Origin of the sequence: Rhodococcus sp. 2G (genome assembly GCF_001886355.1) — a bacterium.
GTDB lineage: Bacteria > Actinomycetota > Actinomycetes > Mycobacteriales > Mycobacteriaceae > Rhodococcus > Rhodococcus pyridinivorans.
In genome coordinates this window covers 265,661-278,679 of record NZ_CP018064.1, presented here as the reverse complement: position 1 = coordinate 278,679, position 13,019 = coordinate 265,661, and the positions used below count along the sequence as shown (strand labels likewise).

Annotated in this window: 13 protein-coding genes; all 13 read right to left on the bottom strand. The window is 62.0% G+C overall.

Going from position 1 to position 13,019, the window contains the following annotated elements:
• Positions 1-136 precede the first annotated feature (136 nt).
• Positions 137-490, bottom strand: coding sequence for a hypothetical protein (locus BO226_RS26140; protein WP_156666267.1), 354 nt, complete (start codon positions 488-490; stop codon positions 137-139).
• Between the two features lie 1,077 nt (positions 491-1,567).
• The gene (locus BO226_RS26135; RefSeq protein ID WP_156895444.1) at positions 1,568-2,137 is read right to left on the bottom strand and encodes a hypothetical protein; all 570 of its coding nucleotides are present in this window, start codon (positions 2,135-2,137) and stop codon (positions 1,568-1,570) included.
• 213 nt (positions 2,138-2,350) lie between these two features.
• Positions 2,351-2,677, bottom strand: coding sequence for an AzlD domain-containing protein (locus BO226_RS26130; RefSeq protein ID WP_064257599.1), 327 nt, complete (start codon positions 2,675-2,677; stop codon positions 2,351-2,353).
• Entirely contained in the window at positions 2,670-3,377 is a 708-nt protein-coding gene (locus tag BO226_RS26125) for an AzlC family ABC transporter permease (RefSeq protein ID WP_231912131.1), read from the bottom strand. Before BO226_RS26125 ends, BO226_RS26130 begins: the two co-directional genes overlap by 8 nt.
• Before the next feature lie 20 nt (positions 3,378-3,397).
• Entirely contained in the window at positions 3,398-3,907 is a 510-nt protein-coding gene (locus BO226_RS26120) for a MaoC/PaaZ C-terminal domain-containing protein (RefSeq protein WP_197481945.1), read from the bottom strand.
• A gap of 16 nt (positions 3,908-3,923) precedes the next feature.
• Positions 3,924-4,760: a fumarylacetoacetate hydrolase family protein gene (locus tag BO226_RS26115; RefSeq protein WP_071936739.1), complete on the bottom strand. Its 837-nt coding sequence runs from the start codon at positions 4,758-4,760 to the stop codon at positions 3,924-3,926.
• Positions 4,757-6,475: an aminotransferase class IV gene (locus tag BO226_RS26110; RefSeq protein ID WP_064257601.1), complete on the bottom strand. Its 1,719-nt coding sequence runs from the start codon at positions 6,473-6,475 to the stop codon at positions 4,757-4,759. The genes BO226_RS26115 and BO226_RS26110 overlap by 4 nt, the downstream gene beginning before the upstream one ends.
• Before the next feature lies 1 nt (position 6,476).
• Positions 6,477-7,847, bottom strand: coding sequence for an FAD-binding oxidoreductase (locus BO226_RS26105; protein WP_064257602.1), 1,371 nt, complete (start codon positions 7,845-7,847; stop codon positions 6,477-6,479).
• Position 7,848: 1 nt separating this feature from the next.
• The gene (locus BO226_RS26100; RefSeq protein ID WP_064257603.1) at positions 7,849-8,544 is read right to left on the bottom strand and encodes an SDR family oxidoreductase; all 696 of its coding nucleotides are present in this window, start codon (positions 8,542-8,544) and stop codon (positions 7,849-7,851) included.
• The gene (locus BO226_RS26095) at positions 8,541-10,331 is read right to left on the bottom strand and encodes an acyl-CoA dehydrogenase family protein (protein ID WP_064257604.1); all 1,791 of its coding nucleotides are present in this window, start codon (positions 10,329-10,331) and stop codon (positions 8,541-8,543) included. Before BO226_RS26095 ends, BO226_RS26100 begins: the two co-directional genes overlap by 4 nt.
• Positions 10,332-10,341: 10 nt before the next feature.
• Positions 10,342-11,553, bottom strand: a complete 1,212-nt coding sequence (locus BO226_RS26090) for a beta-ketoacyl-[acyl-carrier-protein] synthase family protein (protein ID WP_442977411.1) — start codon at positions 11,551-11,553, stop codon at positions 10,342-10,344.
• A 5-nt stretch (positions 11,554-11,558) separates the two neighbouring features.
• Positions 11,559-11,795, bottom strand: a complete 237-nt coding sequence (locus BO226_RS26085; RefSeq protein WP_064257606.1) for an acyl carrier protein — start codon at positions 11,793-11,795, stop codon at positions 11,559-11,561.
• A 55-nt stretch (positions 11,796-11,850) separates the two neighbouring features.
• Positions 11,851-12,852: a beta-ketoacyl-ACP synthase 3 gene (locus BO226_RS26080; RefSeq protein ID WP_197481946.1), complete on the bottom strand. Its 1,002-nt coding sequence runs from the start codon at positions 12,850-12,852 to the stop codon at positions 11,851-11,853.
• Positions 12,853-13,019 lie beyond the last annotated feature (167 nt).

The window sequence follows — 13,019 nt, the reverse complement described above, 5'->3', positions numbered from 1 at the left end:
CCCGCGGATGTGGCGCGCACCGGCGGACAGGCCGGCGATGTCACAGGGTTAGAGCCAGCGTGGACAGCTCGGGGCGACCGCACAACAACGTGGGGCGCATTGGCAGGTATCTGCCAATGCGCCCCACGTCCGTGCTTCACCTTGTGTAGATGACACTTCCCGCGTCATCGAACCGAGCTTCGCCGCGCTCTAGAGTCCACCGGACGAATGAAGGACCGTCGTAGCCGATCTCGGTGCGCTCGACCTGACCTTCCACGCCGAGGTCGGCCAGCGCGCGCATTGCCGCCTCGATAGTCGGTGCAGCCTCGGCGGAGCCGGTGCCATCGAACACGATGTGCAGTTCGGCGCCGTCGCGTTCACGTGCGTGCCAGACAGAACCCCACGGTGTGTCTGCGCGGAACAGTCCTACCAGGACCGCCGCGAGGCGCGAATCCAAGCCTCCGGTACCGCTGGAACCGGACATCGTGACGCCAGCTTCGGCGAGGCTCACAAGTGCCACTCCGATGGTGCGATCCAGTCCGCACTCATCGTCGGAGATATCCGGAACGATGAACGATCCCCGAACCCAGCTCATTCCAGCGCTTTCCGTCATATCGACCCTCCTAGTTGATGACCTCCGATGACCACATCGTCGCCACTGCGCACGTACTGCGCGGCACGCGGAGATCCCAGAACTGCTGGTGACATCTGGACTCGGGCGGACAGGAGCATCGGACGAGCGGCTGGCTGCAACACAGCGCGGCCAGCCGACAAGGTCGCGCTACATTGCCGCTGATGTAGTGACAGAGAAGATGGTGTGGCGCACTCGGCATCGCCAACCGTCACGGACCATTTGCATCGGCATCGAGCAGCACGCGGGAACCTCCCCGGGCGCGACGGGGCTCGGCTTATGAATCGAGGCGTGCCAATGTTCCCAGGGCAACAATCCCGAACCCAGCGCCCACCGTGCAGCAAAGTTCGAGTACTCCCCCATCCGGCCCTGTCGTTGCAGATACGTCAGGTATTCGCCGGGGGTGACAACCTCAGGAATGGGGCTGGTTCCACCAGCGCGACATCCGTTTTCATCGACCCAGCTGTAGTCGACGCCCGCCGCGTTCCATTGGCGGACTAGCCGCGTCTCGCAGACGCTGCACTGAGTGTCGGTTGAGGCGTGCACGAGGGGTAACGGCCGGTCCGGCCGGCAGTCGGGGACGGTCATGGTGGGACTCCTCGGTCGCTGGGATGAGGAGCCCACCTTCTCGGCCCGGTAGAAACTGCGAGGCACAGCGGCGTGCAGTCCGTGCGCATGGGCGCTGATGGGGGGGTAAAGGTGGTGGACAGCCGGGCCGGCCGACACGCAGTGGTGGGTAGTTGATGTTCCGGCTTCGAGGCACTCACCATTCGATGAGCCGGCTTATTTCGCGCGCCGACCGCCATGGCCAGTGGCGATACGGCGTGTGGGATTGAGCTGGCCCCAGCAGGTGGACTCTCATGATGGAGTCGACCGCTGGGGCCTTCGCGCATGGATTTGTGTCAGGCGGTCGACATGGTCTCGCGTCCTGCCGTCCCAGGGACGTTGAAGTGGGATCTAGTTCATCTCGATGTGGAGAGTTCCATCCTCATTGCATTGCGGAGCTACACCCCACGGATCCTTCAGGTCGAAATGCAGGACGATCGACGACCCGTCGGTCTGGTTGACGGTCGTCGTAGCCGTCCGCTCTTGTTCGTCGATGTTGGCGATGATCTGGTCCGCGTCGTCATCGACGATCCACGGGCGAACTCGTTCTGCCATATCCAGCCGGAAGTTGCTGCGACTGATCAGCTCCTGGCACGTTGCGGAGTAGCTGTCGTAGAGATCGTCGAAGGCGTCGTTGTCTTTCGGCTCGACCGGTTCCTGGCCAGTGCAGCTCGTCGGTGTTTGCTGATAACAGTCGAACCATCCAGCACTGGTAACCAGGTTGTTTCCTGCTGTCCGGACAGAGTCCCGCACAGATTCGACATCGATAGGCGTTGCAGTCGTAGTGGGCGTGACGATGTTGACGAAGGCCGCCGTGTCTTCCTGCGCCGACGGTGTCCCTTCGTCGCCGCAGGCACTGAGGGTGGTTGCAAGCACCACCATCGCGGCGGCACTAAAGCATGTGGTGGCAAACTTCGTCACTGCGTAAAGCTCCTAGCTGTGTGAGCAGAGTTGCGTACTCTGCCACGGGGATCCATAACTTTTGCACTATCGCCAGGGACTGCTGCACGATTCGGTGACATGTCACTTGGTCCTACATCAGTCCCTTTCGCAGTCGGCAGCGGTTACGTTTGCGGCCGCGTGGTGTCGGGGCGGTGCGGCGCGGACAGCGGCCAGATCAGCGAGCATGCGGAACTACACGAGGCCGAACATCGCTCGCGCCAATGCAGTCACCACAGCCGCAGCAATGATCACCACCAGCAAAGGAGCACGAAACCACGCCAGCACCCCAGCAGCGCCTACCCCGAGCACCCGCGCCCAGCCTGCGAACCCCTGGTCCTGCAACAGCGTGGTCGTCGCCATCACACCCGTCAGCAGAAGAATCGCCGAATCATCGATGACCTGTTTCGCGCGCGGTGACTCCGTCAAGCGGTCGGGCAGCGCAGGCCCCATCCAGCGCAGGACATACGTTCCCACCGCAAGGAAAGCGGCGGCGGCGCAGATCATCCACAGATCAAGCATCCTTTGCCTCGGATCTCTCCGCGCCACGATCCGGATCGACGGGGCGGCGGCGCATCAGGGGGAGGGCGAGAACAGCCAAGACCGGGGCTATACCTTCGGGGAGAACGAGAGCCCCAGCGACCGCGATCACCGCGGCAGCAAGACAGCCGTAACGAGTACGCGGATCGCGGATCCCCGACATGATCAAGGCAAGGATCACGGCGGGGAACATGGCGTCGAGACCGATGATCGCGACGTCGAACATGCGCCCTATAAGGGAACCGAGCAGGGCACCTAAAGGCCAGGTAAGTAGGATACCGATTCCCGACCAGGTATAAGCGAAGCGACGCTCGGCAGGCGTTTGCTGGGCGGCGGCAAACGCTACGGTTTCGTCATTCACCAGATGAATTCGCGCGAACCGCTTCCATCCGGTGCCGAGCACATCGGTCGCGGCGAGACCATAGGGCAGATGACGAGAATTCACGGCCAACGCCGCCGCAGCGGCGACCCAGGAATTGCCGCCGCCGGCGAGCAAACCCACGAACAGCATTTCCGAGGAAGCAGCGAGAACAAAGAATCCCACCACAGGGGCGAACCAGATCGGCAGGCCGGCGTTCACCGACATCGCTCCGTACGCGACGCCGACAACGAAGACTGCGCCGGCGACCACCGCTGCTTCGTATAACAGGCGACGCCGCGAATCGGCGATCGGCTCTAGCACCCGTGCTCCTTTTAGTGGCATCATCCGATGTCGGCGGTCGTCCGGCTGCTGCGTTTCGAACGAACAACAAGGGTCTGGGTCGCGCGCAACGATACGCGGTCCCCTGGACGTGCGGACGCTTGATCGCTGACAGCCATGGTGAGATGCAGCTCGGCGGTGGCAAGCTTTTTACGATGGTCAATCGCGTGCAATTCTGCGCTGAGCTGCACGAACGTGCCGACAGTGACCGCAGCGTCGAACGACACGTCTCGGAGGCCGGAATTCAGCATGAGATCCATGTCATGGATCTCGATGATCTCCGAGAGAAGGGTCGGAACCAACGCCAATAGTAGGAATCCGTGGGCAATAGGAGCGCCGAAGGGACCATGGGCGGCTTTGACGCCATCAGCATGAATCCATTGCCGGTCTCCGGTCACCTCGGCGAACTGGTCGACCATCGGCTGAACTACCTGTAGCCATCCGCTCACACCAAGATGCTCGCCTTCCGCAGCCACGAAATCGGCGACGGTGTTAAATGTCCGCAATGTCACTTTCCTTCTTTCGCAATCAGACAATACGAGTGCGGTGTCCTCCCAAACTCGAAATATCGACCTCGGCCACGTCACCTACCTGCAGATAGCGTCCCGTGGACAGGGCGGTGCCGCCTGGAGTGCCGCAATTGATGACATCCCCCGGCGCAAGACAGAGAAATTGACTCACGTACCACACCAGGTATGGCGGCGTGAGCCGCATGTCCGCAAGCGGTGCCATTTGCACCACGGCACCGTTCACCCGAGTAGTGAGGAGAGATTCGGATGATGGATGGCATTCGAGTCCCACCCGCAGCCAGCGGCCGATCGGATTGAACTGGGGAAACGCTTTTCCTTTCACCCACTGCCCACCACGATGCAGCACCCAGTCATAATCGCCCATATCGTTAGATGTGGTGTAGCCAGCGATCACCGAGAGTGCATCGGATGGGTCGACAAGCCGGTGTGCTGCCCGGCCAGTCACCACCGCAAGCTCACCTTCCCAGCTCATGGTCCTGCAGTCATCGGGCATGGGTGTCGTGCCTGAGGTGGAGAGGGTATACGCCGGTTTGAGATAACAAATCGGATCCTTCGACTGCGCAGTGATCTGGACTTCCACCGCGTGGTCGTGGAAATTCTGGCCGATGCACACCACATGTGCACTCCCACCGAACGGCACCTCGACCTGTGAGGCGTAGGGAAGCGAAGGGAAATCTATAACCTGTTCCTCGATCTCGCAGAGAGTTTCCGGATCGAGTGCCGAACCTGCCCAGTCGGAAACCGCACCTCGCGCATCCCGGATCACACCATCGGACATACGTGCACAGGGGACAATGGCCTCGCCGATACGGACGCGGCCGATCTCGAAACTCATCCGCGTCGCACCAGCCCGCGCACATGGGGCCGTCCGTTTCCGATGCTGTTCATAGCGAATACCAAACCCGACTCGGATTCGGCGGTGGAAACTGTCAGTTCGGTGACATTGATATCGATCGGTAGTTCGTACTCCATGACAATCTCGTTGCCCCCGCCAATCAAGTGATCGATGAAATCGAAGTAGATCGCATTGTTCACGTGGCCCAATGCGTCGAAATCGGCATGACGAAGGCCAACGACCCTTTTTTCTGGCGACTCAAAAGAAGTATCTTTGAACGACTGTTTCAGTTCCGAGCGCCACATCAATTCGGTGGGTATTCCTGTGTCCTCGCACCGCCGCACCAGAACGTCAGGAAGCGGCAGCGGGCGCTGGGTTTCCGCATCGAGTTGCACCCAGAACGCACGTACGGTGCCGTCAAGTTTGTGTCCGTCGGCGAAGAATTCGGTGAGTGATTCGAGCCAGCAGCTGCCGATGCTGACAATCGTGCGCACGACAGTGATGTGGGTAACGCAGGGAGTGGTCTGCCAGTTGCAGACCACATTCCGGCGGACCACCCAGCTCCGGGCGCCGTAATCGAGTCCGGCCCCGGTCACCGCAGTCAGCCCGTCGGCGGCTGCCTGCTGGGCCAAACGCACCAGAACTGACGGGCGCAAGTGCTTGTGTGGCGAGTGTGCGTAACCGTACACCGTGTAGTCCGTGCGGAATTCGGCTGCTGCTGTTGATACCGACTCGGGCAGGAGCGTGAGCCAGCCGTACGGGTCGGCGGCGCGACCGGACTGAATTTCCGCTAGCAGGCTGGCCAGCTCTGTAGCCAGGGCGGTCGGGCCAGTAACAGAATAAACGTGGTTTCCGTCGCGCAGCGAGACAATCGGTACCACGCCGCCGGCGGTCCCGGTGGCGAAAATTTCACTCACTCGTCCCTTGGCCACATCGGCGAGCAACTCCTCGATCGGCAGCTCTTTCTTGACCGCCGAGACGCCCAGGTGCTGCGCGAGCGTCATGATGCTGTCGCAGGTGATGCCCGACAGCACCAGTTCGTCTGCCTCGGGGACGACCAGCTGGCCCTCCCGTACTGCAAATAGATTCATCGACGACAATTCGGTTACGGTGCCCGATGGTGACAACCAGAGCGCATCGTCGCAGCCCATCGCCTGCGCCCGAGCCTGACCGCTACGCGCGAGACCGTAATTGCCGGCGCATTTCGCGGTGCCCGCACCGCCCGGCCAAGCCCGCCGCAGCTCTCGTTCGACGTGAATCGTCAAGCCGTCGTCATCCGTACCCATATGGTGGAAATTCACCAGACCGGTAACCACTAAAACGGCATCGGCGATCGGTGCAGTGATGCCCAAAGTTGTTGTAGTGGCCAGCAATACCGGGCGGAGATATAGAGTGTCACCGGGTTGGGTCAGGGCCGCGCGGTGAGCGTCGACGAACAGGCGCACCGCCGTGAAGAACACCTCCCACGGCGGCTCAGGCAAAGCCATGCGCTGCGCCGAGGCACAGAGCCTACGATGATGGTCGTAGAGCCGGAACGCAGCGACCTCGCCCTCGCCGTGGAAATACACCCGCAGACCTTCGAAAACAGCCTGGCCGTAGTGCACGAAGGAGGTTTGTGCGCGGACACCGAGGTCGTCAGTGGCGAATTCCGGGGTGCCCCAGCCCCGCGTCGCGTTCCAGCGCACTTGCGCGGTGCCGATACTGTGGCCGGTCATGTCAGACCTCCTGTGCCGTCGCGCGGACCGCGACCTTACCGGGATTCATAATGTGATTGGGGTCGAACACAGACTTCACCTGGCTGTTCAGCTCCACCACGAGGTCACCGAGTTGGCCAATCGCTGCGTCTCGTTTGAGTAAGCCGACACCATGTTCCCCGGTCACGGTGCCGCCAGCAGCGACGGCCACCGACAGAATCGCGTCGAACGCCGCGCGCACCGCGACCGGGGACAGCGAACCGTCGTTGATTAGCATCGGATGCAAGTTTCCGTCACCGACATGTGCCACGGTCGCGATGGGAACTCCGAGCTTTTTCGCAATGGATTCGATTTCAGTGAGCACCAGCCCCACTTGTCCCACGGGCACGCACACGTCCTCTGTAGTCACTGCGCCCAGTCGGCTAACCGCTTCGAACGCCCGTCGTCGAGCTTCGATCAGCAGATCGCTCTCCTGCGGGGATTCGCTGCGATGCGCCCACAGTGCGCCAGCGGCTTCCAACACCGTAACCGTCCGAGCTGCAGCCGACTCGTTCGTGACCTGTAGCAGCACCATGCTGGTGGCCTCATCAGGCAGTTCGAGCGGCATCAATGTGTCAACAGCGGTGAACGTGGCTTCGTCCATCAGTTCGCAGATTTCCACGCTCACGCCGTCTGCGCGCATGGCTGAGACAGCAGCGGACGCGGCCATAGCTGTGGACTCAAACGCGCCGACAATCGTGATCAGCGGGGACCGACATGGTTGCAGGCGCAGGGTGATCTCGGTGACTACACCGAGAGTGCCTTCCGAACCTACAAACAGTCCGGCGAGGTGGTATCCCACTGCATTCTTCGCGGTTCGACTGCCGAGTCTTAGTACTTGTCCAGCGCCGGTCACAACCTCGAGTTCCAGCACGTAGTCACGGGTCACTCCGTAGCGGACACAGCACAATCCGCCAGCATTGGTGGCCACATTGCCGCCGAGTGAGCACATCTCGCGGCTGGAGGGATCCGGCGGGTACCATAAACCAATCTCGGCTACCGCAGTCCGTAATTGCTGGTTGAGTACGCCCGGTTGCACGACCGCAAGCCGCTCGACTGGGTCGATCTCGAGAATCCGGTTCATCTGCTCGACGCACAGCACGACCGAGCCGGGCACTGCGTTGGCGCCGCCGCTCAGTCCAGTGCCGGCGCCCCTCGGAACGACGGGGGTTCGGGTTGCGTTGGCCCAGGCGATCACGGCGGCGACTTCGTCGGTACTGGTGGGTCGGACGAGCGCCGCAGGTTCCGCCCACGGCGCCTGTTCCCGGTCATGTCGGTAACCTGCGAGAATCGCCGGGTCGCGCACGACCCGCCCAGTTGGTAGCACGTCTTCCAATGACGTCAGTGTCGTCATGTCAGTACCCCATCCCGTATCCGCCGTCGACTGTCAGCACCGATCCGGTGATGTAGCCGCTGGAATCGTCGATGAGAAACGTGACAGCCGACGCGATCTCCTCCGGACGGCCCAGCCGGTCCGCCGGAATCTGGCGGAGCACTTCAGCTCGTCGCGTGTTGGACAGTTCAGCTGCCATCCCTGCATCGATGAACCCGGGCGAAACCACATTGCACGTGATGCCACGCTTGGCGTATTCCAGCGTTATTGAGCGGGCGAGGCCAATCAGCCCGGCCTTGCTCGCCGCGTAGTTCGCCTGTCCCGGGCTGCCGCGCATGCCGCTGGCCGAACCTACCAGCACGATCCGGCCGTGTCGGTGCTCAACGAAATGCGGCAGCAGTGCCTGAACGGCGAGCATCGAACCGAGCAAGTTGACCCGAATCACTTCGTCGAGTGCGGCCGGGTCGGCTGAGATCAGCAGACCGTCACGCATGGTGCCCGCCATTACCACCAGCGCCTTCACCTGGCCCAGCTCGTCGATCGCGCGTTTCGCGCATGCGGCGAGACTTGCTGGATTCGACATTTCACAGGCGAGTTCGCGGTCGTCGTCGCCGATGGGCCGTCGAGAGGTGTAGCGCAGCGGTACACCGCCTTCTGTGAGGGTGCCCACCACCGAGGAGCCCAGACCACCCCGGCCGCCGAGGACGAGGACGCTCATCGTGCGAACGCGGTGGTGGCGGTGCCGACGCAGCGGTTCAGGAATGCTGTCGCGTAGTCAGCTTCGGCGATCGGGGCTCGCAGCAGTTCGGGGGTGAAGCCGAACGCCTCGATCAACTGGTCGATCTCGGGGTCGAGGTTGTCGCAGAGCTGGAGCATCCGGGTGCGCCACTGTGCGGGGTCGTCGGATCGTACAGCGCCATCGGCTATCAGATCGAGCGGATCACGGACAAGGTCGGACACCGCCACCAGTTCGGCGAGTCTGAGTATCACGTCCTGGGCGTGTGTGTCGGTGAGTGACGCGGCCCGGTTGAGGAGCATTTCTACGGACCTCTCGAGGATCCAGGATCGGCCGAAGTCGAGTGCGATCGGAGCGGCCTGGTTGATGCCGTCGAATGCTGTCATTGCAGCATCCTCGGAAGCCCGGGTCTCGTAATAGCGCTTGGCTGCCAGGTCTGTGCGTCGTGCAAGCAGCTCCAGCACTGGAAGCCGCGCAGCGCGCGCTCTCGGGCCGATTTGCTCGGTGGTACTGGCCAGTTTCTGACCGGCTGCGGTCGCAAGCAGCACCTGGCTATCGCCCTCAGCAGTCACCAGGCCCTGCACCAGCGAGATATAGTCGATGATCCGGTTCACGGCGAATATCCCCTGTGCGCCGCATCGTTCGCGGCAAGCCATGACGATGTCCTGCACCACCAGAGTGGTTACGGCCTTTGTGGCCGAAATCTCGGTCTGCAACGCGAGATCGGTGGGATCCATCTCGTATCTGGCCTTGAGCGCGTTGAGCTGCGCAGTGAGGGCGTAGGTAACGGCCAGAGCCGGGTACAGCTGCGCGCGATAAGGAAGGTGCACCCGAACTGCGCGAGGCTTGGACCCCGGGGCACTTGTGAGCCGCGCGCTGGAAAAGCGGAGCGCAATGTAGAGCGCAGCCTTGGAAGCGCCGAGCGCGGCACTGCTCACGCACAACCGGCCTGGGAAGATACGGGACATCGAGGCAAGAAATCGGCGTCGCGGGTTGGCCAGTTCGGCTACGAACTCACCTTCAGGGGAGAGAGCAGCCAGTCCACGCGATAGCCACGCTTGCTGCGGCACGCGGTACTCGTCGAACTGGGTGATTCCATTGTCTAATCCCTGTACCGGCTTCTCCGGACAGGCGGCAGTGCGGATACCTGTCACGGCGCCCTGTGCGGTGGTCAGTCGCACGAGGAACGGGAAGACACCGTGGTCGTGGCCACGAATGATGGTGCGTGCCAGTACCACCGCGATTTTCGGAACGTCGGAGAAGCCGCTGTAAGACATGTGCTTCGAGGCCAGTACGTCGGGTGTGTGCAGGACAAACTCGCGGGTCTCGGTGTCGTAGGTGGCAGTGGTCTGTAGGTTCGCGACATTGTTTCCGTATCCGAGTTCGGTGGCCAGGTACGGGCCGAACGAATCGAATTCGTCGAGTTCGGCCAGCATAGGAGTCACGTACGCGTTCGGGTGCATCCGGTCGACCACGGTGGCCACCATCAGGTTGTAGTGGACCATGAGGATCGAGAAGACCGACACATCGCACAGTCCAGGCCATTCGGCGAGCGCGCAGAGTTGGTAGATATCGTCGGCAGCGACCGAGGGCCGGATCGAGTGGCGGCCGACAAACCGGGCCCTCTCATAGGCCAGGCGGCCATTCTCGTTGGCAGTAAGCCCTGAGCGGGGGTCGAAGATTTCGTTGGTGAGTAGGGCACGCACCGGCTTGTGCACTTCGTTGTACCGGCCGTCGAAGCAGAGTTCGACGTAGCTGTCCAGAGTCAACGGTCAGATCCTAACTGGAGGTGAAGAGCAACGACGCGTTTTGACCGCCGAAGCCGAAGGAGTTGCTTAGGACGGCGGTGATTGAGGTTTCACGAGCCGAACCCATCACCATGTCCAGTGCCGCACAGGCATCGTCGGGGTCGACTAGGTTGGCGGTGGGCGGTACCCGCTGACTGGTGACGGCGGCAGCGGCTATTACGGCCTCGAGTGCAGCGGCGGCGCCAAGCGCATGGCCGAAGACGCCCTTGGTGGAGCTGACGAGTGTTCCCTCACCTAGCACCTCGGTGATTGCGCTGGCTTCGGTGAAGTCGTTGTACCGGGTGGAGGTACCGTGCGCGTTGACGTAGTCGAGATCGCTGGCAGCGAGTCCCGCATCAGCAATCGCGGCGCGCATGGCGCGGACCGCTCCGGCACCGTTCGGATGGGGCGTGGTCACGTGGTGTGCGTCGGCAGAGGCTCCGTAACCGGCCACTCTCACCATTGGTGTGCCACCGCGTGCCCGCACATCGACGGCCCGTTCCAACACCATCAGCGCCGCGCCTTCACCGATCACGAAGCCGTCTCGGTGTCGGTCGAAGGGCCGGGATGCTTTCGCGGGATCCACGTCGGCACGCGATAGCGTGCCCATGCGGGCGAAAGCGGAAGTGAACATCGGCGTGACCGGGGCCTCCGCGCCGCCAGCAATTACGATATCGGCCTCGTCGCGTTCCAACATCTGTTTGGCCAGTCCGATCGCGGTAGCACCCGACGCGCACGCCGTACAGGGCGCCAGGCACGGACCGGTAGCGTAATGCCGAATGGCCACCTGTCCGGCTGCCATGTTCAGCAAACCGGCGGGTAGCACCATCGGCGACATGGTGTCGAAGCCGTCCTCTATGAAGAGTCGGGTCTGCTCCTCGAAGGTCCTCACCCCACCCGCGCCGGAGCCAAGAACCACGGCAACCCGGGCGTTCTCGGTACTCTCTTTGGTGTGTCCGGCCTGTCGCATTGCCTCGTCGGCGGCGATCAAGGCGAACTGGGTATATCGATCGAGCAGGTTGGCGCGGGCGATACCGTGGTCCTTGGCGACGAAATCAGTAACCCCGCAAGCAATCTCAACTGGGCATCCTATAAGCCGGGTGTCTGTGGTTGCCAGCGAATGCCCTTCGTAGGCCGCGTGGAGGAACAGCTCCACCCCGACGCCGGCGGGACTCACCACACCGACGCCGGAGGCGACTATCACGGGGGTCATCGCACCGGAAGCTTTTGTTCTACCAGGGCGTACACGTCGCTAAGAGTCTCCACTTCCTGCAATTCGGCGTCCGTGAGGTCGATGCCGAGGCGCTTGCGCAGGGCTGTGCCGAACTCCACTTGGGAGAGTGAATCGAGGTCCATGGTCTCAAAGGTGGCTTCATCTGTGATGTCGGCGCCATCCACCTCGAACTTCTGGGTGAGGACTTCCTTGATGATTTCATTGGCGTTCATTGTGCTCCCCTTGCATTTGTGAATCCGGAAATTCGGTTGAATTCCGGAAGTCGAATCAAGCGCGGTGCGGATTCCAATTCACGATGCAGGAACCCCAGGAAAGGCCCGCGCCGAATGCAGTGATCAGTAGTCTATGGCCTGGTTCGACGATTCCGTCGCGCGCGCTTTCAGCGAGTAACAGGGGAATTGACGAGGCTAGCGTGTTCCCGACCGAGGCGATGTTTCCTGGCGCCTTTTCTGGAGACACTTCAAGGCTCTCGCTAAGCGCCTTCGCGATTCGGGCATTGGCCTGGTGCACGATCAGACGATCGATATCGTCCATACCCAAGCCGGAGCGTTCGAGCACCGTATGGCATGAGCTGGCCATCCGGTCGACAGCTTCGATGAAAAGCTGGCGTCCGTTCATCTGCAGATACTGCTGGTGGGTCCAGGTCACGGGGTTACCTCGCCCAGCCGCGGATCGCGCGCGCGTGCCGGTCGCGGGGATTTCGAGCAGGCCCAAGTTGGCGCCGTCAGCACCGAGGTCGAACGGACCGATCGAGCCGGAACCAGCGGCCGTAGGCTCGACGATGGTTACTGTGGCTGCGTCACCGAACAATGGCGCAGTATTTCGGTCGAACGGATCGACGAAGTAGCTGAAGGTTTCACTGGTGACGAGCGCGACACAACGAGCAATCCCAGCACTGACCAAGCCAGTCGCTGTCGCGAGGCCGTACAGGTAGCCGGAGCAGGCGGAGTTGATGTCGTAGGCGCCGATCGTTCCTAGACCTGCCCTCGCGGCGATCTCCGGAGCGGTGGCGGGGCAGGTTCGATCCGGAGAAGTGGTAGCGAGAACCAGTGCGTCAATCGGTACGTCGCGGTAAATTGCAGCGAACTCAGCTAGTGCTTCCACAGCCAGGTCAGAAGTGGACGTTCCAGTCTCCACCAAACGACGCTGGGAAATTCCAGTGCGTGACCGGATCCATTCGTCGGAGGTATCCACCCGAGTAGACAACTCCGGATTTGATTCAATTTTTGTCGGAAGATGCGCAGTGACACAGGAAATAGATGCAGACACCGAGATTACGCCCCCCTTGGCCGTACGTGCCGGGGCGGAAAGTTCGCCGCCGGATTCTCCCCGCGGCGACTATATAGCGAAAGCGACCCGGGCTGCAGCGCGACTGCGTATGTGATCTACGACACTTTCTTTATCCCGGCAGGTCAGTGACACCCACCGCCGTAATC

Bases quoted from the DNA above. Each gene is read 5' to 3' on its own strand.
- BO226_RS26130 (WP_064257599.1), bottom strand. From the start codon at position 2,677: ATGCTTGATCTGTGGATGATCTGCGCCGCCGCCGCTTTCCTTGCGGTG.
- BO226_RS26115 (WP_071936739.1), bottom strand. From the start codon at position 4,760: ATGAGTTTCGAGATCGGCCGCGTCCGTATCGGCGAGGCCATTGTCCCC.
- BO226_RS26110 (WP_064257601.1), bottom strand. From the start codon at position 6,475: ATGACCGGCCACAGTATCGGCACCGCGCAAGTGCGCTGGAACGCGACG.
- BO226_RS26105 (WP_064257602.1), bottom strand. From the start codon at position 7,847: ATGACGACACTGACGTCATTGGAAGACGTGCTACCAACTGGGCGGGTC.
- BO226_RS26100 (WP_064257603.1), bottom strand. From the start codon at position 8,544: ATGAGCGTCCTCGTCCTCGGCGGCCGGGGTGGTCTGGGCTCCTCGGTG.
- BO226_RS26085 (WP_064257606.1), bottom strand. From the start codon at position 11,795: ATGAACGCCAATGAAATCATCAAGGAAGTCCTCACCCAGAAGTTCGAG.